The 22649-nt window shown below is 71.2% G+C and carries 18 protein-coding genes; 10 read left to right on the top strand and 8 right to left on the bottom strand.

All coding sequences use genetic code 11. The annotated features are described in order from the left end of the window. The first annotated feature begins 35 nt into the window (after positions 1-35). Positions 36-692, top strand: coding sequence for a peptide-methionine (S)-S-oxide reductase MsrA (msrA, locus tag NR792_RS29060; protein ID WP_375755955.1), 657 nt, complete (start codon positions 36-38; stop codon positions 690-692). Between the two features lie 77 nt (positions 693-769). Here msrA and NR792_RS29055 read toward each other — a convergent pair whose 3' ends face one another. After that, entirely contained in the window at positions 770-1738 is a 969-nt protein-coding gene (locus NR792_RS29055) for an AraC family transcriptional regulator (RefSeq protein WP_375755954.1), read from the bottom strand. 55 nt (positions 1739-1793) lie between these two features. Between NR792_RS29055 and NR792_RS29050 the strand changes: the two genes are divergently transcribed. Beyond that, on the top strand, positions 1794-2882 hold the full coding sequence (locus tag NR792_RS29050) for an alkene reductase (RefSeq protein ID WP_375755953.1): 1089 nt from the start codon (positions 1794-1796) through the stop codon (positions 2880-2882). A gap of 18 nt (positions 2883-2900) precedes the next feature. Next, positions 2901-3746 carry a pirin family protein gene (locus NR792_RS29045; protein WP_375755952.1) on the top strand — a complete coding sequence of 282 codons (846 nt, stop codon included), beginning with the start codon at positions 2901-2903 and terminating at the stop codon, positions 3744-3746. Between the two features lie 26 nt (positions 3747-3772). Here NR792_RS29045 and NR792_RS29040 read toward each other — a convergent pair whose 3' ends face one another. Beyond that, the gene (locus NR792_RS29040) at positions 3773-4147 is read right to left on the bottom strand and encodes an Mpo1-like protein (RefSeq protein ID WP_375755951.1); all 375 of its coding nucleotides are present in this window, start codon (positions 4145-4147) and stop codon (positions 3773-3775) included. 241 nt (positions 4148-4388) lie between these two features. Between NR792_RS29040 and NR792_RS29035 the strand changes: the two genes are divergently transcribed. Continuing rightward, a complete protein-coding gene (locus NR792_RS29035) occupies positions 4389-5450 on the top strand; it encodes a hypothetical protein (protein ID WP_375755950.1) in 1062 nt (353 codons plus the stop codon). Between the two features lie 5 nt (positions 5451-5455). Next, on the top strand, positions 5456-6583 hold the full coding sequence (locus tag NR792_RS29030; RefSeq protein WP_375755949.1) for a hypothetical protein: 1128 nt from the start codon (positions 5456-5458) through the stop codon (positions 6581-6583). 7 nt (positions 6584-6590) lie between these two features. Here NR792_RS29030 and NR792_RS29025 read toward each other — a convergent pair whose 3' ends face one another. Then, a complete protein-coding gene (locus tag NR792_RS29025; protein ID WP_375755948.1) occupies positions 6591-7361 on the bottom strand; it encodes a class I SAM-dependent methyltransferase in 771 nt (256 codons plus the stop codon). Positions 7362-7578: 217 nt separating this feature from the next. Here NR792_RS29025 and ptsP point away from each other — a divergent pair, with 217 nt between their 5' ends. The 3 genes from ptsP to NR792_RS29010 all read left to right on the top strand — a co-directional run bounded on the left by ptsP (position 7579) and on the right by NR792_RS29010 (position 13518). Next, entirely contained in the window at positions 7579-10092 is a 2514-nt protein-coding gene (gene ptsP, locus NR792_RS29020) for a phosphoenolpyruvate--protein phosphotransferase (RefSeq protein WP_375755947.1), read from the top strand. Then, a complete protein-coding gene (pfkB, locus tag NR792_RS29015; RefSeq protein WP_375755946.1) occupies positions 10089-11045 on the top strand; it encodes a 1-phosphofructokinase in 957 nt (318 codons plus the stop codon). The genes ptsP and pfkB overlap by 4 nt, the downstream gene beginning before the upstream one ends. A gap of 544 nt (positions 11046-11589) precedes the next feature. Further along, entirely contained in the window at positions 11590-13518 is a 1929-nt protein-coding gene (locus NR792_RS29010; RefSeq protein WP_375755945.1) for a PTS fructose-like transporter subunit IIB, read from the top strand. Here NR792_RS29010 and NR792_RS29005 read toward each other — a convergent pair whose 3' ends face one another. Together NR792_RS29005 and NR792_RS29000 are read right to left on the bottom strand one after the other, a co-directional pair. After that, positions 13519-14736 carry an ATP-binding protein gene (locus NR792_RS29005; protein WP_375755944.1) on the bottom strand — a complete coding sequence of 406 codons (1218 nt, stop codon included), beginning with the start codon at positions 14734-14736 and terminating at the stop codon, positions 13519-13521. An 85-nt stretch (positions 14737-14821) separates the two neighbouring features. After that, positions 14822-15292, bottom strand: a complete 471-nt coding sequence (locus NR792_RS29000; RefSeq protein WP_375755943.1) for an acyl-CoA thioesterase — start codon at positions 15290-15292, stop codon at positions 14822-14824. Positions 15293-15457: 165 nt separating this feature from the next. Here NR792_RS29000 and NR792_RS28995 point away from each other — a divergent pair, with 165 nt between their 5' ends. Then, positions 15458-17290 (top strand): metallophosphoesterase, encoded by a 1833-nt coding sequence (locus NR792_RS28995; protein ID WP_375755942.1) that lies wholly within the window; start codon positions 15458-15460, stop codon positions 17288-17290. 50 nt (positions 17291-17340) lie between these two features. Here NR792_RS28995 and NR792_RS28990 read toward each other — a convergent pair whose 3' ends face one another. After that, positions 17341-18171 (bottom strand): hypothetical protein, encoded by an 831-nt coding sequence (locus NR792_RS28990; RefSeq protein ID WP_375755941.1) that lies wholly within the window; start codon positions 18169-18171, stop codon positions 17341-17343. A 182-nt stretch (positions 18172-18353) separates the two neighbouring features. Further along, complete coding sequence (locus NR792_RS28985; RefSeq protein ID WP_375755940.1) at positions 18354-19640, bottom strand: DUF4032 domain-containing protein; 1287 nt, start codon at positions 19638-19640, stop codon at positions 18354-18356. A 90-nt stretch (positions 19641-19730) separates the two neighbouring features. On the opposite strand from NR792_RS28985, the gene NR792_RS28980 reads away from it, so the two are divergent. Beyond that, the gene (locus NR792_RS28980) at positions 19731-21395 is read left to right on the top strand and encodes an alpha-amylase family glycosyl hydrolase (RefSeq protein ID WP_375755939.1); all 1665 of its coding nucleotides are present in this window, start codon (positions 19731-19733) and stop codon (positions 21393-21395) included. Here the strand turns inward: NR792_RS28980 and NR792_RS28975 are convergent. Continuing rightward, complete coding sequence (locus tag NR792_RS28975; protein WP_375755938.1) at positions 21392-22636, bottom strand: imm11 family protein; 1245 nt, start codon at positions 22634-22636, stop codon at positions 21392-21394. The two genes, NR792_RS28980 and NR792_RS28975, sit on opposite strands and share 4 nt — an antisense overlap. Positions 22637-22649: the final 13 nt, after the last annotated feature.

Raw genomic sequence — 22649 nt, 5'->3', positions numbered from 1 at the left:
GTGAAAATCGGGGAGGCCGGGGCTAAAGCTAGAGCATGTTCTTCACGTCCCCGAAGAAGTTGAGGCTCCCCACTCCCCAGGAGGCGCTGCCGGGCCGTCCGGAGGAGATGCCGGTTCCGCAGAAGCACACCGTGCTGGGCACCCCGCTGAAGGGGCCGGTGCCGGAAGGAATGGAAACGGCCGTCTTCGGCATGGGCTGCTTCTGGGGCGTCGAGCGCAAGTTCTGGCAGGTGCCGGGCGTGTACTCCACCTCGGTGGGCTACGCGGGCGGGCTGACGCCGAACCCCACGTATGAAGAGGTCTGCTCCGGCCTCACCGGCCACAACGAAGTCGTGCGCGTGGTGTACGACCCGAGGAAGGTCACGTACGCGCAGCTCTTGAAGGTCTTCTGGGAGAACCACGACCCGACGCAGGGCATGCGTCAGGGCAACGACGCGGGCACCCAGTACCGCTCCGGCATCTACTACGCGAACGACGCGCAGAAGCAGGCCGCGGAGGAGACGCGCCAGGCGTACCAGGGCGCGCTCAACGCGAAGGGCCTGGGCGACATCACGACGGAAATCCTCCCGGCGCCGGCCTACTACTACGCCGAGGACTACCACCAGCAGTACCTGCAGAAGAACCCGGGCGGCTACTGCGGCGTCGGCGGCACCGGCGTGAGCTGCCCCATTGGCGTGGGCGTCAGCGCCTGAGTCGAGCACGGGGCCCGCTGTCTTCCGGACACGGGCCCCGCTTGCTTCTCAGCACTCGCCGGAAGCGGGCCGAGGACTCACGACGCCCGGCGGTGGCTGCGCCGGTACGCGCCGGGAGCGTTCCCGTCCCAGCGCTTGAAGGCCCGGTTGAAGGACGCCTCGCTCTGGTAGCCGATGGCCGGAGCGACCTCGCTCAGGGGCAGCTCGCTTTCGCGCAGGAGCTGGGCGGCCTTGATCATCCGCCATCCCACCAGGTACTCCAGCGGCGGCTCTCCCACGAGCTCGCTGAAGCGCGCGGCGAAGCCGGACCGGGACAGGGCCACGGCGGACGCGAGGCTCTCCACCGTCCAGGGCTCCTCGGGGCGCTCGTGGATGAGCGCCAATGCCTTGCCAATCTGGGGGTCCCCCAGCGCCCGCATGCCGGCCTCCCGGCACGCCCCCTCGGACTTCATGATGTGCGCCCGCAGCGCCTGCACCAGCAGGATGTCCGCGAGCCGGCTCATGATGACGGTGGCCCCCGGGTGCGACGACGCGCTCTCCGTCAGCAGCAACTGCACCGTGGACGCCAGGGACGGCGCCGTCGCCGCGTCGTCCGCGGCCAGGTGGATGACGTGGGGCAGCTCCTTGAAGAGCAGCGTGCGCGGCGCGACGCCCAGCTGGAACGTCGCCGCCACCAGCGTCGTCCGCTCGCCGTCACCGCCCAGCCGGATGGAGCCCTTGCCGCGGGCGTTCGCGCAGGCCCCGCGCTCCAACACATGAACGGGGCTGCCCTCCGCGTCGCGCAGCGTGTGGCCTCCGCCATGCGGCAGCACCGCCAGGTCCCCCGCGCACAGCTCCAGGGCGCCCGGAACGCCCTCCACCTCCAGCCGGGCCCCGCCGCGCGCGACGACGACGATGTGCGCGCCCGGGGCCGTCCCGAACTGGAGCCCCCACGGGGCGAACAGCTCGAAGCGGCCGTGCATCCGGGTGGACAGGCGCAGCGTGTCCAGCACCTCCGCCAGGACATCCGCCCCCTGGGCCTCCAGTGCATCTGGACGATCGGTCAATTTATTTGGACTGGATGCCATGGCACGTCCATAGCGCCTGGAGCATTCAACGGCCATGGCAAATACACTCAAGCTCCTCTCCCCCCTGCGGCTGGGCCGGCTCGAACTGAAGAACCGGCTGGTGATGGCCCCCATGACCCGCAGCCGGGCGCTGGTGGACGGCAACGTCCCCAACCCGCTGGCGGTGACCTATTACGCGCAGCGGGCGTCCGCGGGCCTCATCGTCTCCGAGGGCACCCAGGTCAGCCCCCAGGGCGTCGGGTACATCCGCACGCCGGGCATCCACTCGCCGGAGCAGGTGGCGGGCTGGAAGAAGGTGACGGACGCCGTGCACGCGGCGGGCGGGCTCATCTTCGCGCAGCTGTGGCACGTGGGGCGCGTGTCGCACCCGGACTTCCATGACGGCGCGCTGCCGGTGGCCCCCTCCGCCATCGCGGTGCAGCAGGAGGTCTTCACGTTCCAGGGAAAGAAGCCCGCGGTGACGCCCCGGGCCCTGGAGACGCATGAGCTTCCCGGCGTCGTCGAGCAGTTCCGGCAGGCGGCTCGCAACGCGAAGGAGGCGGGCTTCGATGGCGCGGAGCTGCACGGCAGCAACGGCTACCTGCTGGACCAGTTCCTGCGGGACGGCTCCAACCAGCGCACGGATGCGTACGGCGGCAGCATCGAGAACCGGGCGCGCCTTCCGCTGGAGGCGGCGCGGGCGGTGGCGGAGGTGTTCGGCGCGGACCGCGTGGGCTACCGGCTCTTTCCCCAGAACTTCCCGTACACGGGCATGCACGACTCCACGCCCGCGGAGACCTTCACGTACATCGCGCGGGAGCTGGGCAAGCTGGGCCTGGGCTACCTGCACGTGACCGAGCTCGTCACGGGCCCCGCCGCTCCGGCTCCCGAGCAGCGCATCACCCCGGCGATCCGCAAGGTCTTCCCGGGCATCATCATCGCCAACGGCGGCTACGACGCGCAGACCGGTGAAGCGGTCATCGAGCGCGGCGAGGCGGACCTCGTGGCGTACGGCGTGCCGTTCCTCGCCAACCCGGACCTGCCGGAGCGCTTCCGCCGGTCCGCCCCGCTCAACACGCCGGACGCGTCGACCTTCTTCCAGGGCGAGGAGCAGGGCTTCACCAGCTACCCGGCGCTCACCTGAGCCCGGAAGGGAATCGTCATGAGCACGCAGCGAAGGCTGGAGCGAATCATCGACCTGCCCGAGCCCACACAGGGGCAGTTCGGGCCCGCGCACACGGTGGTGCCGGTCATCTCACCGGAGGACTACGCGCGGTCGGATCCGTTCATCCTGTTGATGGATGACCGCATCGACGGCAAGCCCATTGGCGGGCCGCACCCGCACGCGGGCTTCGAGACGGTGACCCTGGTGGTGAAGGGCGGAATGACCCACGACAGCGGCAAGCTGGGTGAAGGGGACGTGCAGTGGATGACGGCGGGCAGCGGCGTCATCCACGGCGAGGGGCTGGAGGGCGACCTGGGCCAGGCGCGCATCCTCCAGCTCTGGCTCACGTTGCCGAAAGCGCAGCGCTGGGTGCCGGCGGGGTTCCAGGACCTGCCGTACGCGGAGCTGCCGGTGCGGCGCGAGCCGGGCGTGGAGGTGCGGCTGTACAGCGGCACGTCGGGGCCGGTGCGGTCCCGGACGAAGAACTACGTGCCCGTCACGCTGGCGGAGTTCGTGTTCGAGCCGGGCGCGTCCCTCGAGCAGGACCTGCCCGCCGCGTACAACGGCTTCTTCTACGTGCTGGAGGGCGAGGTCGCGGTGGGGCCGGACCGCCGGGCGCTGAAGCCCGGGCAGGTGGGCTGGCTGGACCGGCCGGTGTCAGGTGGGGACAGCACGGTCCGCATCACCGGGACGACGCGTGCACGGGTGCTGTTGTACGCGGGCCAGCCGCAGCGGGACCCGCTGGTGAGCCACGGGCCGTTCATCGGGGACACCCAGGCGGACATCCTGAGGTCCATCGAGGGGTACCGCGCGGGCCGCTTCGGTCCACCGCCGCCGAGGTAGCGCGGCGGAGGACGCGCGGCCGTGCGTCAGCGGCTCTCGACGGGGGCCGGCGCCAGGGTGGCGGCGGCCGTCGCGCCGGCGTTGGCGCGCTCCAGGTGCGGACCCAGCTGGCCGGTCAGCATCAGCGCGGCCATGCGGAAGTCGGAGATGAGGGACCAGAGCGGGTACTTGAAGGTCGCGGGGCGGTTGTGCTCGATCTTGAAGTGGCTGGCCCACGCGAAGCCGTAGGCGCACACGAGGGCGGCGGGAATCAGCGCGCCGCGGCCAGTGGCGGCGGCGGTGACTCCCAGGCCCACGCCCAGGCTGGTGCCGGCGAAGTGCAGCCAGCGTGTCGACGCCTGCGAGTGCTCGCGCAGGTAGAACGGCCAGAACTCGCCATAGGTCTGGATGCGGTCGGACATGAAGTGAAGTTGTGTCCAGCTGCCTGCCTCCCGTCAACCCATGCGGGGCTCCTTCGTGCCCGCACCGACACCGTTCGGCCCCGGAGGCGCGGCAACCCGGAGCGGGACCGTGGGCAGGAGGGCAGCCAGGCGGTCCTCGACGCGGCCTGTCGTTTTCAGACGGGCCGGGAACAATCCGGTGCGGACGGCGAAGGCCGGGAGAGGCGCGGAATGCGCGTGTCGTGAAAGACTCGGGGCGCGCATGAGTGACTGGACGCCCAAGCTGAACCCGACGGTGGACCTGCGGCGGCTTCCGCTGAACGCGGAGGAAGGCTTCGTGCTGTCGCGGTTGGACGGCCACACCCGGGAGAAGGACCTGCCCGCGCTGACGGGGTTCCCGCCGGACAAGCTGCGGGACATCCTCGCGAGGCTGGTGTCGCAGGGAGCGCTGCTGCCGGGCACGGAGGCCGTGGCTCCCGTGAACACGGTGCGGCAGGCCGCGCCCTTGGAGGCCGAGCACCGCGCGCCGTCGCTCGACGCGAGCGACACGGAGCCCTTGCCGGAAGCGGAAGCCTCGGACGGCTCCGATGACGAAGCGGGTCCCGAGGAGGACGTGCCCGAAGCGGTGCTGGGGGACTTCCGCAAGCTCTTCGAGACGCGGCTGCACGGGCTGCCGGAGGACCAGCGGGTGGCGCTCGCGCACGGGGCGGAGGATCCGGAGCTGTCCGCGCTGTGCTTCGACCCGGTGCCCGCCGTCATCAAGGCCGTGCTGGAGAACCCGCGCGTGGGCCTGGCGCACGCACGGCTCATCGCGCGGCACCACCGCAACCCCGTGGGCCTGGAGGCGCTGGTGGCGCGGGCGGCCTTCGCTTCGGACACGGGCGTGCGCCGCTTCCTCGTGCGCAACCCGCAGCTGCCGGTGGCCCTCTTCCGCCGCCTGTGGGCGATGCGCCGCCTGATGGAGCACCACAAGCTCACGGTGGACCGCGACGTGCCGGAGCAGACGCGCCGCACCGCGCGCGAGCTCTTGCGCCAGCGCTTCTCCACCGGCCCGTCCGAGGAGAAGGTGGAGCTCATCCTCAACACGGAAGGCCGGGCCCTGGGTGCGCTCGTGGGCATGCCGGTGGACGGCAAGACGACGTCGCTGTTGTGTGGCCGCACGTACCGCTCGCCCATGCTGGTGCAGAACATCGCGCGCTGGAGCGCCGCGCCGCCCGCGCTCATCGCGCACCTGCTCAAGCAGGAGCTGGTCCGCCGCCAGCCCCAGCTGCGCATGATGCTCGCGCGCCACCCCAACGCCCCCGCTGACGCGAAGCGCGCCTGAGCCACATGCCCAGCCCCGAGGCCCGGGTCGTCCGCTCCCTGAAGCGCCACCTGCTCGCGAACGGGCTGCGCAGGTCGCGCGTCCTGCATCTGCTGGTGGATGCACATCCCTCGTACGTCCACAGCCCGTTCGCCCGGGAGCTGGAGCCCATGACCCGGCTCACGCTGGAGGGCGCGCGTCCAGACATCCTGTGCAGCGTCGCGCAGCCGGAGGGCATCCTCGTCGCGGGCATCGAGGTCAAGGCGTCCGACAGGGATTGGGTCAAGGGCCTGGGCCAGGCCCACCGCTACCGCGCGGGCGTCCACCACGCGTACCTCGCGCTCCCCACGTCCCCCTCGGACGTCCACCGCTCCGCCCTGTCGATGGCGCGCGACACGGGCGTCGGCATCCTCGCCCTGGACGCGCAGCAATGGGTGGAGGTGGCGCCGCCCGCGGATCCCACCCCGCTGCCCCGCGCCGTCTCCCAGGCCTCCGCCATCCTCGAAGGCGTTCCCGTCGCGCGCAGCCTCCAGCTCAACCACCCGCTCAACTACCTCGCGGCCACCTTCCTCGCGGCGCACCTCGCGCCGTCCCAGTCGCTGCTGACGGCGCTCGCGCAGCAGTGGAGCGACCTGGGGAGCGAGGGTGCCCGGCGTCATGCCGCCACCGGCGCCAGCACGCTCGGGCTGCTGGACCTGGACGGGCGGCCCACCCTCGAAGGCCAGGCCGTCGCGGACCTCCTGGACGCGCTCCAGTTCAAGCCCACCGCCCGCTACGAGAAGCGCAAGCGGCTGCTGGAAGCCCACGAGGCGTTCGCCGCCGTGGCGCGCTTCGTCCTCATCCGTCAGCCCGCGGTGCGCCTCATCCACCGGACCCTCGCGGACCGCGGAGGAGAGCTCACGCTGCCAAAGCTGGCCGTGGAAGCAGGCCGCGAGGACCCGGCGCTGGCGACAGCCCTCTTCCTCGCGGACCCCTCCGGTGAGCTCAAGCCGGGCTTGCGGGGACCGGACTTCAACCCGTCCACCGTCTTCAAACTCAAACAGAACCTCTGGCACGCGGGCCTGCTCGCCACCAAGGCCCACGGCTCCTCCGGCAAGAAGGCCACCGTCTACCGGCCGGAGGAAGACCTCTGGGCCCTGCCGCGCGGCGTGTGATGCGGCTTCAGGGCTTGCGCGCCGTGATGAGCGGCTGGTTGAAGCCCGTCTCCTCCGGCGTGTACCAGCGCGGATCCACCAGCCCCGCCTTGGTGAGCGCCTGCTCCAGCTCCACGGGCTCCAACAGGCGGTAGACGCCGGTGTGCTCGGTGGTGTGCCAGACGCCGGACTCCTGGCGCAGGATGAACTGGCGCACCGTGTACTGCCTCTCATCCACCGCCCAATCCCAGACCTGGAAGAGCACGCGGCGGCCCAGCGGGGTGTCCAGCACGCGCTCGGCGGTGAAGCGCGGCCGCTTCTCCAGGAGCGCGGTGTGGTCGCGCAGGCTCGCCACCAGCAGCCCCCCGGGCACCAGGCGTGACGCCATCGCGTGCGCGGCGTCCTCCAGGTCCGAGTCCTCCAAGAGGTGCGCCATCGCGTTGTCGCACGACATCACCACGTGGAAGGTGCCCGGCACCTGCCAGTCCAGCATCCGCATGTCCGCCACGCCGGTGGTGATGCTCACGTGCATGGCGCGGGCTTCCCGCTCCGCGCGCGCCACGGCCGAAGGGCTCAGGTCCGTGGCGTGCACCGCGTAGCCCCGCGACGCCAGCCCCAGCGCCTGCGTGCCGATGCCGCACGCGCAGTCCAGCACCCGGCGCGGCGGCGGCGCGCCTGAACGGCGCAGCAACGCGTCCAGCACCGCGCCCTGCCGGTCCACCGACTGCTCCCAGTCCGCGAAGAGCAGGTGGTACTCCTCGGCCAGCCCTTCGTAGAAGTCCAGGACGCTGTCAGACATGACGGCCTCCTCCTTTAACACCCCCATGCGAGCCGTCACGCGCGCGGACGCCAGACGTCGCCTGGGCGTCATGTCGCTGGCGGGAGGTCTTCCCCTCTGTGAGCTGTTACCAGGAAGACGGGACTCGGGAAGCCCGCGCGGGCATGGGCGGACACCGGGCAGGATGCCCCGTCGTCCCCCGCGTGAAGCACGCGCGCACCCGAAGCAAGGAGCCCCGATGTTGATGCTGACGCCCTCGCAGGTCCGCCTGGGATGGGCCGCCGCGAACAAGGCGGAGGCCATCCGCCTGGTCGGACAGGTGATGGTGGAGTCCGGCTTCATCTCGCCCGGCTACGTGGACAGCATGCTCAAGCGCGAGCAGGTGTCCGCGACCTTCCTCGGCTGCGGCATCGCCATTCCGCACGGCCTGCCGGAGGCGCGCGACCTGGTGCTGCGGACGGGCGTCGTCGTGGTGCAGTTCCCCGCCGGGGTCGTCTGGAGTGAGGACGGCCATGCGCGCCTCGTGGTGGGCATCGCGGCGAAGTCCGATGAACACCTCCAGGTGCTCGCCAACCTCACCGGCGTGCTGGGTGACGAAGCCCGCTCCGCGGCCCTGGCCTCCACGTTGGATGCGGCCGCCATCGTCCAGGCGCTCAACGGCCCCGGCGCGGATTCGGAGCCGGAGCTGGACTCGGAGCCACAAGCCGCTCCCGTGCTCGACGGCCGCGCGCTCCAGGTCCTGTCCCCCTCGCCGCATGGCCTGCATGCACGTCCCGCGACGGCGCTGGTGGAGGTGGTGCGCCGCTTCCGCGCGGACGTCACCGTCCACCACGAGGGGCGGCAGGCGAACGCCCGCAGCGTCCTGTCGCTCCTGCGCCTGGGCGCCCGGGGCGGCACGACGCTGACGCTCACCGCGGAGGGGGACGACGCGGACGCGGTGCTCCTCGCGCTGCGCGACGCCTTCGACGCGGGCCTGGGCGAGGCCACTGCCCACGCGTCCACTGCGAAGGCGGAGCCACCGCCCACGGTCGTGCTCGACTACGAGGGGACGCTGGTCGCGGGCCTGTCCGCGTCGCCGGGCATCGCGGCCGGTCCCGTCTGGGCCTTCCAGCGCGAGCAGCTGGAGGTGGAGGAGCGGGCCGCCGACGCCGCGAGGGAACACCTGTTGCTGGAGGAGGCGCTGGCCGGGGCGGCGGCGGAGCTGCGCCAGCTTCACGAGGGCTTCCTCTTGAAGGCCGGAGCGCAGCGGGCCGCCATCTTCAAGGCGCACCTGGAGCTGCTGGACGACCCGGAGATGCTGTCGGAGTCCCACGGCCTCATCGACACGGGCCTGAGCGCGGGCGCGTCCTGGCGCCGCGTCTTCGAAAGCCGCGCGGAGGCGCTGGCCGCGCTGGACGAGCCGGTGATGGCCGCGAGGGCCGCCGACCTGCGGGACGTGGGCCGGCGCGTGTTGCGGCCACTGGCGAAGGTGCTGGAGGGCGAGCCCACCTTCCCGGACCACCCCGTGGTGCTGCTGGCGGAGGACCTGGCGCCGTCGGACACCGCGAAGCTGGACCCCGCCATGGTGCTGGGACTGTGCACGGCGAGCGGCGGCACCACGTCGCACACGGCCATCATCGCGCGCTCGTTGGACCTGCCGGCGGTGGTGGCGGTGGGGCCGTCGGTGCTGGACCTGCGCGATGGACAGCACTGCATCCTGGACGGGGACGCGGGCGTGCTCGTCGTGGGCCCTTCGGAGCGGGACCGGACGAAGGCCGCGCACCAGCGCGAGCGGATCCGCACGCGGCGCGAGGAGGAGAAGCTGGAGCGCTACCGGCCCGCCATCACGCTCGACGGCAAGCGCGTGGAGGTGGCCGCGAACATCAGCGAGGCCGCGGATGCGCGCAAGGCCGTGGACGCGGGCGGCGAGGGCGTGGGCCTGATGCGCACGGAGTTCCTCTTCCTCAAGCGCGACGAGCCGCCCGGCGAGGAGGAGCAGTTCCACGCGTACCGCACCATGGTGCACGCGCTGAACGGCCTGCCGCTCATCCTGCGCACGCTGGACATCGGCGGGGACAAGCACGTGCCGTATCTGTCGCTGCCGGCGGAGGAGAACCCGTTCCTCGGCGTGCGCGGCATCCGGCTGTGCTTCGAACGGGAGGACCTGTTCCGCACGCAGCTGCGCGCCATCCTGCGAGCGTCGAAGGAGGGGCCGGTCCGCATCATGTATCCGATGGTGTCGATGCCCGAGGAGCTGACGAAGGCCCGCGCCATCACCGAGTCCGTGCGCCGCGAGGTCGGCGCGGAGCCGGTGGAGACGGGCATCATGATTGAAGTGCCCTCGGCGGTGATGATGGCGGAGCGGCTGGCGCGCGACGTGTCGTTCTTCTCCATCGGCACCAACGACCTGACGCAGTACGTGCTGGCGATGGACCGGCAGCACCCGGTGCTCGCGCCCCAGGCGGACGGCCTGCACCCGGCGGTGCTGCGCATGGTGGACCTCACGGTGAAGGCGGCGAGGAAGGCGGGCATCTGGGTGGGCGCGTGCGGTGGCATCGCGGGCGACCCGTCCGGCGCGGTGGTGCTGTCCGGCCTGGGCGTCACGGAGCTGAGCGTGGCCATCCCCAGCATCCCGGCGGTGAAGGCGCTGCTCCGGGGCATCTCGATGGCGGACGCGGAAGGGCTGGCCCGGTTGGCGCTGGAGTGTGGCAACGCCGCCGAGGTGCGCGGCCTGGTGCGCGGCCTGCTGGTCCGGAACGGAGCGAAGGCGTGAGGCCGACGAAGCCGGGCGTGGTGACGGTCACGTTGAACGCGGCCATCGACCAGACGCTGGAGTGTCCGGGGTTCACAGCGGGCGCGGTGAACCGCGTGGTGGCGGAGACGCGCACGCCGGGAGGCAAGGGCATCAACGTGGCGGCGTTCCTCGCGGGAGGTTCCCGGCCGGTGACAGCGGCGGGCTTCCTGGGCACGGACAACGTGCCGCTGTTCGAGGCGCTGTTCCGCGAGCGCGGCATCCAGGACCGCTGCCTCCGGCTGCCCGGCTCCAGCCGCGTGAACATCAAGGTCGTGGACCGCACGAGCAGCGCGGTGACGGACCTGAACCTGCCCGGCCTGCGAGTCCCGGAGGAGGCACTGGACGCGCTGACGGCGACGCTGGATGCGCTGACGGAGGACCACGGCTGCTTCGTGCTGTCAGGCAGCGTGCCGGCGGGAGTGCCCGCGTCCATCTACGCCACGCTGACGGAGCGCCTGCGAGCGAAGGGAGCGCTGGTGGCGGTGGACACCAGTGGAGAGCCGCTGCGTCAGGCGGTGGCCGCGAAGCCGGACTTCGTGAAGCCGAACGTGCACGAGTTGGGCGAGCTGGTGGAGCGTCCGTTGAGGAACCCGGGCGAAGTGGCACGTGCCGCGCGTGAGCTGCACGCGGGAGGAATCGGGCTGGTGGTGGTGTCGCTGGGAGCGGACGGCGCGCTGTTCATAGCGGACGACGGAGCATGGCGAGCACTGCCACCGCCCGTGGAGGTGGCGAGCACCGTGGGCGCGGGAGACGCGCTGGTGGCGGGAGTGCTGGCGGCGAGGCTGGACGGCCACGACCTGGAGACCTGCGCGAGGAGGAGCACGGCCTTCGCGGCGGGGAAGCTCGCGAGGGTAGGCCCGGTGCCGCCGACGCCGGAGCGCGTGGCGGAGCTGGTCTGCGCGGTGCGGGTGCACCCGCTGGGCCCAGGGTGAGACGGGGCCATGAAGGGCACCTCCCGCCCGGCACAGTCCCAACCGGTCCGACTGTCGGACAGGTTTCCGCCGCCCGGACAAGGCAGGCAACGGGGCGGGCCCGCCGACCTCCAAACCTGTCCGACTGTCGGACAGGTTTCCCACTGCCCGACCAAGGCGGCCGACGGGGTGGGCCGCGTTCCTCCAAACCTGTCCGACTGTCGGACAGGTTTCCGCTGCCCGGCCACGGCGGGCGACGGGGCGGGCCCGCGGTTCTCCAAACCTGTCCGACTGTCGGACAGGTTCGTGCGGTGCGCCCCGGACGGGGAGCCCCAAGCGGTTCTTACCTTCTCATTCCAGGGGACAGCTTTCAGGTCCGAGGGATGGAGGGAATCGGATGGCATGGCATGGATGCGCCAGCCATTCCCGGCGGACGACGGCGAAGCGGAGGAGCGGCTGCATGCGCGGGCCCCGAAGCAGTGGCTCCGAGCGGCAGCAGGCGCGGAGCAGGTGAGGTCGACAGGCTCCACTTGAGAGACAGCGGCACGACAAGGACTCGACGACGATGGCGAAACTGGTGGCGGTCACCGCCTGTCCCACGGGCATCGCGCATACCTTCATGGCGGCCGAGGCGCTGCGCCGCGTGGCGGACCTCAAGGGCCACGAGCTCTCCGTGGAGTCGCGCAGCGCGGAGGGCGTACGCACGCCGCTGGATGAAGCCGTGGTGGCGCAGGCGGAAGCCGTCATCCTCGCCGCGGACATCACCGTGGACGAGTCGCGCTTCCAGGGCAAACCCCTGGTCCGCACCTCCACGGCGGTGGCCATCCGCGACACCGAGCGCATCATCGACGAGGCCGTGGCCCGCGCCACGCTGCATCGCAAGACGACGGCCTCCGAGCCAGCCCCGCCCCCTGCAACGGATGCGTCCCGCGCTGGCGCGGAGTCACCGCACGGTGAAACCTCGCGCAGGACGGTCTCGCCAGCTGGCATCACGCCTCCCTCATCCGCCCCCGGAACACCGCGCCGTGCGGACATTCCAGGCGAAGGCGCTGCCCCACCCCCGGTCGCGCACGGCAGCGCCTCGCGCCGCGCGGACACCGCCACGCGCACGCCCCCGTCCTCCACTCCCGCGGGCACCCTGGTCGCGGTGACGGCCTGCCCCACCGGCATCGCGCACACCTTCATGGCCGCGGAGGCCCTCACGCGCGCCGCCCGCGCCCGGGGCTACGCCATCCGAGTGGAGACCCAGGGCTCCGTGGGCGCGAAGAACACGCTGACCTCGGAGGAGATCGCCCAGGCGGACGCGGTCATCATCGGCGCGGACACCCACGTCTCCACGGAGCGCTTCGCCGGCAAGCGCCTCCTCCAGACCTCCGTGGGCGAAGCCCTCAAACAAGCCGACCGCGTCGTGGAGCAGGCCCTCGCCCTGCCCCCACCGCCAGGTGCCCTCCCTTCCCTCCCCGCCGCCCCCGCCCGCGCCGAACCCGCGGGCGCGTACAAGCACCTGCTCACCGGCGTGTCGTTCATGCTCCCGTTCGTCGTCGCGGGTGGCCTGCTGCTGGCGCTGTCGTTCGTCTTCGGCATCGACGCGTACAAGCAACCCGGCACGCTGCCCGCCGCGCTGAAGGGCATTGGCGACGCGGCCTTCGCGCTCATGGTGCCCGCGCTCGCGGGCTACCTCGCCTGGTCCATCGCGGACCGCCCCGGCCTCGCGCCGGGCTTCATCGGCGGCATGCTGGCGAACCAGCTCAACGCGGGGTTCCTCGGCGGCATCGCGGCGGGCTTCCTCGCGGGCTACGTCACGCGCTTGCTGCGCGACCGCATCCGGCTGCCCGCGAACCTGGAGGGCCTCAAGCCGGTGCTCGTCCTCCCGCTCCTGTCCGCGCTCATCGTCGGCCTGCTGATGACCTACGTCATCGGCGCGCCCGTGGCAGCGCTCATGGGCGCCCTCACCCGCTTCCTCCATGGCCTGTCCGGCACCAACGCCGTGCTCCTGGGCCTGCTGCTGGGCGCGATGATGGCCGTCGACACCGGGGGCCCCATCAACAAGGCCGCCTATGCCTTCGGCGTGGGCCTGCTCGGCTCCAACACCTTCACCCCCATGGCCGCGGTGATGGTCGCGGGCATGACGCCACCCCTGGGCATCGCCCTCGCCACCGTGGTCGCGAAGCGCCGCTTCACCCTCCAGGAGCGCGAGGCCGGCAAGGCCGCCGCCGTGCTGGGGCTCGCCTTCATCACCGAGGGCGCCATCCCCTACGCGGCCCGCGACCCGCTGCGCGTCATCCCCGCCATGGCCTTCGGCTCCGCCGTCGCGGGCGCCGTGTCCATGGGCTTCGGCTGCGCGCTGCGAGCCCCCCACGGCGGCGTCTTCGTCCTCGCCATCCCCAACGCCGTGCAGCCGCTGGGCCCCTACGTGCTGGCGCTCGTCGCGGGCACGCTGGCCACCACGCTGGCGCTCGTCGTGCTCAAGCGGCCCCTGCCGGACGCGGGCTGATCAACACCCGCGGGGCAGATGCACCTGGAAGGTGGTGCCCGCCTCCGCCGTGGACACCACCTCCACCTCGCCGCCGTGCGCGCGGACGATCTGGTTCACGATGAAGAGGCCCAGCCCCACGCTGCGGTGCTCGCTGCCCTCGGTGGTGCCCCGGGTCATGGGCTCGAAGAGCACGGGCAGCAGCGCCGGCGGGATGGGCGTCCCCGCGTTCGTCACCGCCAGCACCACCTCCCGCTCGTCGCCGCGCGCCTCCACCCGGATGTGCGCGCCCGGAGCGCTGTACTGCACGGCGTTGGTGAGGAGGTTGGTCAGCACCTGCGCGATGCGGTCCGGGTCCCACTTCCCGCGCCCGTTTCCCTCGCACACCAGGTCCAGCGAGCGCCCCTGCGCGGTGAGCCGCACCTCGTCCACCACCTGCTCGGCGACCTCGTGCAGGTTCATGGGCTGGGGCTTCACCGGCAGGGGCATGCCCGTGCGCACGTGGGTGAAGTCCAAAAGGTCGCGGATGAGCCGGTTCGCCCGGTCCGACGAGTCGAGGATGCGCCGCAGCCCCCGCCGGGCCCTGTCGTCCAGGTCCGTCCTGCGCATCAGCGTCGCCGCCGCCAGCGAGATGGCGTTGAGCGGGTTGCGCAGGTCGTGGCTGACAATGCCCATCAGCTGCTCGCGCAGGACGGACGCCTCGTGGGCGCCCAGCAGCTGCGAGTCGCGCTCGGAGAGCGCCTCCTCCTGCTCCAGCTGGTGGCCCACCAGGTCGCCCAGGTGGCGGAAGACCTCCAGCGCGTCGTCGGTGAGGTCCGCGGGCCTCGAGTCCAGCGCGCACATCACGCCGAAGTAGTCCCCGTTGCGCCGGTACAGCGGCACCGCGATGTAGCTCTCCACGTTGTACATCTTCGGCGCGGGGTGGTTCTGGAAGCGCGGGTCCTGGCTCGCGTGGTTCACCCGCAGCGGCGTCCCCATGTTCCGCACGGTGTTGCAGAACGTGGTGCTGACGACCAGCGTGTCCCCGGCCTTCAGCCCGAAGCCCATCTCGTCCAGCACCGCGCAGCACGTCCACGACTCCGGCGTCACGCGCGCCACCACCGCCAGGCGCAGCCCCGTGGTCCGCGTCAGCACCCGCAGCACCGTCTTCACCGCTTCGATGCGCCCTACGGCGTCCACGTCCGCGGAGGGGGAAGCCGGGGCATGGAGGTGGGGCGGCGCAGGCTGGGAAGGGCTCATGAAGTTCCTCACGGACGATTTTATCCGTCGCACCCGAGCGACGCTCCTGGACTTGCGTCCATGGCGGCACGCATCCGCTCGCGAACTAGGCCTGGCCACCGACCGTACGGCCCTCGAGCTTCTCGATGGCCGCACGCACGGCGGGCGGCACCGGCACCTTCTCGTGCGTGGCGTAGCGCAGCGTCACGATGATGGAGCCACCGCGCGTGTAGAGGACGCCGTCGTCCGCGCCCGCCACCGCGTGCTCGAAGGTGATGGAGGAATTGCCCACCCGCGTGACGCGCGCGCCCGCCACCAGGTTCACCGGGAACACCACCGGCTTGAGGTAGTCCGCGTGCGTGTTCGCCAGGATGGGGCCCACCCCATCCGCCATCGTCGTGTCCGCCCCCGCGCCGGACGGCCCCACCAGCCCGATGCGGGCCATGTACGCGATGCGCGCGGACTCGAACCAGGTGAACGTGCGGGCGTTGTTCACGTGCCCGAACGCGTCCATCTCGCTCCAGTGCACGGGGAAGGGCACGACGACGGGGAAGTCCTTCAGGGAAGCGTTCGACATGCCCCCAGGCTCTCAGGGACCGTCCCGCCAGGGAACGGAAACCACGCCTGCCTGCCCTCCAGGAGCCCCGGGCAGGCATGCTAAGCCAGGGGTCCATGGCTCTCCGGTCCACGCTGGCGCCGCCCGCCTTCCCGTCTTCGTCCTCCGCCGTCCAGGGGCCCCGCCATGGCCGGTGAGCCCCTGCGGCCTGAAGGGGACCGCCGCTACGACCCGCCCGCGCCCTGGGAGGAACAGGGCCCCACGCCGCCGCCGCACGTGGTGCGCGAGCGCGGCAGCGCCACCGCCACCAAGCCCCAGAAGCACGCGGACATGGTGCGCTGGCTGCACCCCACGCAGGTGCTGCGCACGGGCCTGGACGCGGTGGTGGCCACGGTGTTCGGCGCGAGAGCGGACCACCGGCTCATCGAGGCGGTGGTGCGTCCGCAGCAGCCCTACTTCGACTACTCGCAGGAGACGGGCGCGGACGGCGACTTCTGGCTCGACTACGTCTCCGACATCGGCGACGGCTGGGACTCCACCTACGCGGTGGCGCGCCTGCTGGCGCTGCCGGAGCTGCGGCTCCCGGAGGAGGACGGCAAGACGGCCCACGTCACGCCGCGAGGCCGCGTCCTGGTGTTCGGCGGGGACGAGGTCTACCCCGGCGCCAGCCGCGAGACGTACGAGGAGCGCACGGTGCAGCCCTACGAGGCCGCCATGCGCCGCTCGCAGTCACCGCACCCGGACCTGTTCGTCATCCCGGGCAACCACGACTGGTACGACGGCCTGTCCGCGTTCATGCGGCTGTTCTGCGCGCAGCGCTGGGTGGCGGGGCGCCGCACGCGGCAGAGCCGCAGCTACTTCGCGCTGAAGCTGCCGAAGAACTGGTGGCTCATCGGCACGGACGTGCAGCTCAACAGCGACATCGACGTGCCGCAGGTGGAGTACTTCCGCCACGTCGCCGAGCAGATGGGCCCCGACGACCGCGTCATCCTCTGCAACGCGGAGCCCGCGTGGGTGCTGGCGGCGGCGGCCCGGCGCGCCAAGGGCAGCTACCTGGAGAACAACCTGGAGTACCTGGAGGAGAAGGTGCTCGGGCGGCGCATCGCCGTCTTCCTCGCGGGAGACTTGCACCACTACCGCCGGCACGAGGACGACACCGGCCAGCACCGCATCACCGCGGGCGGCGGCGGCGCCTTCATGCACCCCACGCACGCGCCCGCGGCGCCCGTGCTGCGCGACGGCTCCACGCTGCGCAAGAGCTTCCCGGACGAGCCCACGTCGCGGAAGCTCGCGCGCAAGAACCTGTTCCTCATCCGGTACAGCCCGCTGTTCGGGCTCATCACCGGCCTGTGGTACCTGCTGCTCGCGCTGGCGGCCTACGCGGAGGTGGGCTCGCTGGGCCTCTCCCGCCTGCCGGAGGTGGTGACGGCGGTGGCCAACAGCATGGTCAACCGGCCCTGGACGCTCATCCTCGGGATGGTGACGGTGGGTGGCCTCGCGGGGCTGGCGGACGCGGCGCTCGGGAAGTGGCGGGCGCTGCTGGGCAGCCTGCACGGGGTGGCGCACATCGTGGCGGCGTTCTTCATCGCCTGGGGGGCCACGTACTTCACGGTGAGCAAGCTGGGCGTGTGTCCGGTGCTGACGCCGGATGGCGCGCACTGCGCGGACGGCTGGCTGCACCTGGCGGGCAAGTTCTTCTTCTCCTGCGCGTTCACGTTCGTGGGCGGCTTCCTCGTGGGCCCGTTCATCACGGGCCTGTACCTCTGGCTGAGCGTGAACTTCTTCGGCGCGCACTCCAACGAGGCCTTCGGGTCGCTCGCGCTGCCGGACTGGAAGAACTTCCTGCGCATGCGCATCGGGAAGGACGGGGCGCTGACCATCTATCCCGTGGGCCTGGAGCGCGTGCCGCGCAAGTGGAAGCCCACCGGCGCGGGGCCCATGGCGCCCGCGTTCGACCCGGACGACCCCCACGCCACCGAGCCGTTCCTCATCGAGCCGCCCATCCGCGTCTGCCGCTGACGCCCTCCCGCCGTGCGCATGACGGGAGGGCGGCCGGAGCCGGAGGGCTCCTAGCGGGACACGGTCTCGCCGGAGAGCGACACCGCCTTCGCCGTGCTCTGCACGAGCACCTGGTCGATGTCCTGGGCGTCACCCGCGCTCGGCACGTCCGAGACCAGCACCAGCAGGTCTCCCATGACGATCTCCGGCATCGCCTTGATGGTGTCCCCCACCGAGAAGGGGCCGAAGGGCGACTGGTAGGAGAAGTCGAGGTGGGGATACTGGCCGTTGCCGAGCACCCACGGGTTGCTGTCCACCGCGTGGCGGCACGGAATCTTGCAGTAGTTGCACTCGATGGAGCCGCCGCCACACAGCTTCATGCACGCCCTGTAGTTGAGGGTGGTGCAGGCCGGCCGGCCAAAGCCCGCGATGGACTTCGCCCCCACGCTGCCGCTGGGCAGTCCGCTCACGGAGGCCACGAGCTTGCCCCCCAGGAACACCATTGCCGAGTAGGTGGTCGGCTTGCCGTCCGCGTCCACGAAGCTCGCCGAGAACTCCTGCCCTTCGGACGTGTCCGTGACGATGGAGGTGCCAACCACCTTGCCGCCCGAGACGACCGTCTTGACGGTCGACTCGCGGGCCTCGCCGGAGGGCTCGTGGGCCACCGCCGCGCTCCAGCCCTTGGCCTGCTCGGTGTCCACGCTCACGCCGTCCTTCCCGGACGCGTCAGGGAGCTGGGCGAGCAGCTCCTTGCCATCCACCACCAGCTTCGCGCCGCCCACGGAGCAGTGCTTCATCCCCGAGAACAGGACGCAGTCCTGCGCCTGCGCCTGCGCGAGCGGAAGGGCCAGGGCGAACAGCGTGGCGAGACCGGAGTGAGCAAGACGGCGGAACAGACGCATGAGGGGGGGCTCCTGACAGGCTCCGGGGAAAATCCCAGGAAGACGGCCAGCGCCGCTTTCATCCCATGTGCCAATGACTCCGCGTGAAGCCCGAAACCCCAATCCCAGGCATGAGCACCGTGCCCGGAGTGAACTTGTGACATCGGGTGCCACAGCCCCAGGGGGTTCTGTGACTCGCGGGGCTACAGGTCCTTGGAGGGCCGCGCCGCGTCCTCCACCAGCGGCGCGATGCCGGGCTGCCTGCGGGTGAGCGTCACGTAGTCCTGGAGGGCCGCGTCCAGGCCCACGTCGCGCTTCGCGCGCTCGGACAGGAACCACTTGTGCTCCAGCACCTGGCAGTAGAGCTCCGCGGTGTCCGCCGCGCGGCCCAGCTCCTTCTGGAGGCGAGACAGCGTGGGGTGGTAGCGCTCGTCCAGCCAGCGGAACGCGGCCACGCTCAGGGGCACGCTGCGGTCCAGCTTGCGCGTGAGCGTGGCCTTCATCTCCTGCATCTCGTTGAGCAGCAGGCTCGCCTGACGCTCCTCCGCGACGATGCCGGTGAGCGTGTGCAGCTGGTGCCGGTGGTACTCGCGGTCCGTGACGATGGTGCGCATGCGCAGCTGGCTGCCCTGCCCGCTCGCCAGCAGCTCCACCTCGCCCACGGAGAAGCCCAGGTCGTTGAGCGTGCGGATCCGCTCGTGGATGCGGTAGCTCTCGTGCGGCTGGAGGATGAGCTCGCGGTTGATTTCCGCCCACAGCCGCTCGTAGCGCTGGCGGATGCTGGCCGCCGTCTCCTGCCAGGCCTCCAGCTCCTGCGGCAGCTCCTCCGCCAGCTCCACGCGCGCGGCCAGGTCCGCCAGGCCTCCGGCGACGTTCTCCTCCATGATCTGCAGGTCCATCTCGCGCTGACCGGCGGACAGCTGCTCGTGCAGCTCGGACGTCTCCGCGTCCACCGCGTACGCCTGCAGCTCGCCCGCGTCGCGGCGGAAGAGCACGTTGGAGAGCGAGCAGTCCCCCCAGAAGAAGCCGCCCAGGTGCAGCCGCACCAGCAGGCCCGCCATCGCGTCCAACAGCCGCGAGCGGTAGCGCTCCAGGCCCTGGTGCATGAACAGCGCGCGGTACGGCAGCGACGAGGCGAGGTACTGGGTGATGAGCAGCCCGGGCCGGTCCCCGGGCGCGGAGTCCAGCCCCTCCTCCGTCTGGACCGCGAGGCCCACGGGACACACCGACGGCAGCCGGCGGTCCTCCAGGCCGCGCAAGAGGTCGTACTCGCGCTGCGCCACGCGCGCGGGCGTCTCCTTGAAGGCGTAGATGGTGGCGCCGTAGCTGACGAAGACGACGACGTGCCGGGACAGGCCGCGCGGCACCTCCACCACGCGCGGTGAACGCTCCGTCCAGGCCTCCAGCGGCAGCTCCCACGGAAGGTCGAGGAAGTCCGGGTGCCCCTGCCGGATATGCAGGGAGTGGAGGCGGCGCGCGGGGTGGGACATGGCGGCCACAAGCCTACTGTCCGGGTGAGCGCGCTTCACGGACGCCGTGCGCTGGCCCGTGTGGAACGTTCGCTGTTAGAGGGAGAGGCCATGCGCCCCCTCCGCGGACTCTCCCTCTGCGGCGCGGCCCTGCTGTCGGCCTGCGCCGGTTCCTCGCCTTCGACTCCCGTCACCCCGCCCGCGTCCGGAAACATCACGCTCGCCGCGCCCGCGGGAGACGCGTGGTACCGGGGCGCGGTGTTCTACGAGGTGTTCGTGCGCAGCTTCCAGGACTCCAACGGCGACGGCGTGGGAGACCTGCCGGGGCTCATCTCGCGGCTGGACTACCTGAACGACGGCAACCCGGCGACGAAGGACGACCTGGGCGTGGACGCGCTGTGGCTGATGCCGGTGTTCGCGTCGCCCAGCTACCACGGCTACGACGTGACGGACTACGAGCGCATCCAGACGGCGTACGGCTCGCTGGAGGACCTGCAGCGGCTGTGTGACGAGGCGCACCGCCGGGGCATGCGCGTCATCCTGGACTTCGTCATCAACCACACCAGCTCGCAGCATCCGTGGTTCGTGGACTCGGCGTCGTCGCCGCAGTCGGCGAAGCGCGACTGGTACCAGTGGCGTGCGAACAACCCGGGCTGGGCGCAGCCGTGGGACATCTATTCGCAGACCAACACGTGGCATCAGCAGGACAGCGGCTGGTACTACGGCGCCTTCTGGGGCGGCATGCCGGACCTGAACCTCCAGACGCCCGCGGTGCGCGAGGAGATGAAGCGCCTGGCGACGCTGTGGCTTCAGCGCGGCGTGGACGGCTTCCGGCTGGACGCCGCGCGCTACCTCATCGAGACGGGCAGCGGCGCGGGCCAGGCGGACACGCCGGAGACGCACGCGTTCTGGAAGGAGTTCTCCGCGCACGTGCGTTCGGTGAAGCCGGACGCGGTGCTGGTGGGTGAGAACTGGAGCGAGACGCCGTCGGTGGGGAAGTACTACGGCTCCACGGCGACGGTGCCGGGCGGGGACGAGCTGCCGCTCAACTTCAACTTCCCCCTGTCCGCGCGAGTGATTGAGGGCATCAACGCGGGCAACGGCGGGGGTGTGGCGGCGAAGCTGCTGGAGATGAAGAACAACTATCCGGCCGGTGTGGCGGACGCGCCCTTCCTCACCAACCACGACATGGTGCGGCTGGCGACGCAGTTCACCCACGACGGGGCGAAGCTGGGGCTCGCGGCGTCGGTGTTGCTGACGCTGCCGGGCGCGCCGTTCCTCTACTACGGCGAGGAGGTGGGCCTGGGGAACGGCAACGCCAACAACGACGAGTCCAAGCGCACGCCGATGCCCTGGACCGCCGCGGCGGGCGGAGGCTTCACCACGGGCTCACCGTGGTACGCGTTCTCCAGCGGCCGGGAGACGGCGAACGTGGAGGCGCAGCGGAGCAACCCGGGGTCGCTGCTGTCGCGCTACCGGTCGCTCATCCACGCGCGCCAGGGCTCGGAGGCGCTGCGCAACGGAGGCCTGCGGCTGTTCACGCCGACGACGGGCGTGTCGCGCTCGCTGGCGTTCGTGAGGACGCTGGGAGACGAGCAGGTGCTGGTGGTCCACAACTTCTCCACCGCGCAGGAGTCGGTGGGGCCGTTCGACGTGGAGGCCACGACGGCGGAGCCGCTGTTCCTGGACCCCGGCGTGACGCCGCTCTCCGGCGGCACGGGAGCGTGGAAGACGAGCGTGCCGGCGCGCTCCACGGGCATCTGGCGGCTGCGTTAGCTGACGACGGGCTGACGCCAGGAGCGGGAGAGGTGGCCTTCTCCCGCGGCGCTGAAGCGGCGGATGAGCTCCGCCGCCGCGCCCTTGCCCTGGCGGAGCAGCCATTGCAGCTCCGCGGGCATCAGCGCCTTCACGGTGAGCAGGCGGACCTCGCCTCCGGGAAGCGTGAAGCGCGAGGGCAGTGAGTCCGTCTCCATGCCAATGAGCACGGCCACGCGGCCCTCGGGGGTGACGAGGGTCTCAGGCATGCCCACGCCGTCCACCTCCATGGACAGCGTGCCTTGAGACAGGGTGACACGGAGCTTCTCGAACTCGGCGATCTCGTAGGCCACGCGTTCGAGCAGATGCACCGGCCAGCTCTTCCACACCTCCCCGAGCGGCTCCGGAGTCTCGATGGCGAGCTCCAGTCCGAAGCCAGCGGTAGGCCGATCCAGGATGTCGGAGTAGGGATCAGACAGGCCGTCCGTCACGATGAGCATGTGGCCATCAGGACGGCGCAAGGCGATCCAGTGCTGGCTCTTGGCGGGCCATGGGCCGCCCACGACGGGAGGGATGTAGAAGTCGTCGGACAGGGTGCCAAGCCCGCGCCACACGGCCGCACGGGCATGGTGAGCCTGGTCCCACAACTCGCCACGCCGCTTCGTCTCCGCACGCCGAACGGGGTCGAAGGTCGGAGGCCCCGTCACTGCTTCGAACACCGCGCCCGTGATGCCCTCGCGCTCCATCGCGGCCTTGATGTCCTCGGAGACAATGAGGACGACGTCCCATTCCGAGGGACGGAACACCCTGGCGTCGCCCACCTTTGACGGGTCAATGCGCATCTCAGAGATGAATCTGAGCGTGCCGACCTTCTCCGGAATCCCGTCCTCTTCGGTCCAAAACACCACATCCGATGATGCCTCCGTGTCGACACACGGGATGGTGCGGAGTGCATTGAGGATGAAATACGGCCCTGGGCGGGAATCGACTTCGACGGGGATCAACTCTACGTCGTTCGGAGCCAACTCCTGGAAAAGAGCCGCAAGCTTCGCATTGACGACCGGGGTGCTGAACGCCGCGTGAGAGTAATCACGGGATTCTCCCTCCACGTCCACCGGAAGCCTGATTTGCCCCTTGAAGTGGGCGGGTTCGCCCACCCTGAACTGCCAGGGGTCGTCGAGTTCCCGCCGTTGGGCATCGAGCGGATGCCCCAGACACCAGAATCCCTCTGAGACGTGCTCGGAAAGGTCGAAGTAGTTCATTGTCCCGATGAAC

The organism is Corallococcus exercitus (assembly GCF_042231735.1).
Lineage (GTDB): Bacteria > Myxococcota > Myxococcia > Myxococcales > Myxococcaceae > Corallococcus > Corallococcus exercitus_B.
This window is presented reverse-complemented; position numbering and strand designations above follow the sequence as displayed.

Bases quoted from the DNA above. Each gene is read 5' to 3' on its own strand.
- msrA (WP_375755955.1), top strand. From the start codon at position 36: ATGTTCTTCACGTCCCCGAAGAAGTTGAGGCTCCCCACTCCCCAGGAG.
- NR792_RS29050 (WP_375755953.1), top strand. From the start codon at position 1,794: ATGGCAAATACACTCAAGCTCCTCTCCCCCCTGCGGCTGGGCCGGCTC.
- NR792_RS29045 (WP_375755952.1), top strand. From the start codon at position 2,901: ATGAGCACGCAGCGAAGGCTGGAGCGAATCATCGACCTGCCCGAGCCC.
- NR792_RS29040 (WP_375755951.1), bottom strand. From the start codon at position 4,147: ATGTCCGACCGCATCCAGACCTATGGCGAGTTCTGGCCGTTCTACCTG.
- NR792_RS29035 (WP_375755950.1), top strand. From the start codon at position 4,389: ATGAGTGACTGGACGCCCAAGCTGAACCCGACGGTGGACCTGCGGCGG.
- NR792_RS29030 (WP_375755949.1), top strand. From the start codon at position 5,456: ATGCCCAGCCCCGAGGCCCGGGTCGTCCGCTCCCTGAAGCGCCACCTG.
- NR792_RS29025 (WP_375755948.1), bottom strand. From the start codon at position 7,361: ATGTCTGACAGCGTCCTGGACTTCTACGAAGGGCTGGCCGAGGAGTAC.
- ptsP (WP_375755947.1), top strand. From the start codon at position 7,579: ATGTTGATGCTGACGCCCTCGCAGGTCCGCCTGGGATGGGCCGCCGCG.
- NR792_RS29010 (WP_375755945.1), top strand. From the start codon at position 11,590: ATGGCGAAACTGGTGGCGGTCACCGCCTGTCCCACGGGCATCGCGCAT.
- NR792_RS29005 (WP_375755944.1), bottom strand. From the start codon at position 14,736: ATGAGCCCTTCCCAGCCTGCGCCGCCCCACCTCCATGCCCCGGCTTCC.
- NR792_RS29000 (WP_375755943.1), bottom strand. From the start codon at position 15,292: ATGTCGAACGCTTCCCTGAAGGACTTCCCCGTCGTCGTGCCCTTCCCC.
- NR792_RS28995 (WP_375755942.1), top strand. From the start codon at position 15,458: ATGGCCGGTGAGCCCCTGCGGCCTGAAGGGGACCGCCGCTACGACCCG.
- NR792_RS28990 (WP_375755941.1), bottom strand. From the start codon at position 18,171: ATGCGTCTGTTCCGCCGTCTTGCTCACTCCGGTCTCGCCACGCTGTTC.
- NR792_RS28985 (WP_375755940.1), bottom strand. From the start codon at position 19,640: ATGTCCCACCCCGCGCGCCGCCTCCACTCCCTGCATATCCGGCAGGGG.
- NR792_RS28980 (WP_375755939.1), top strand. From the start codon at position 19,731: ATGCGCCCCCTCCGCGGACTCTCCCTCTGCGGCGCGGCCCTGCTGTCG.
- NR792_RS28975 (WP_375755938.1), bottom strand. From the start codon at position 22,636: ATGAACTACTTCGACCTTTCCGAGCACGTCTCAGAGGGATTCTGGTGT.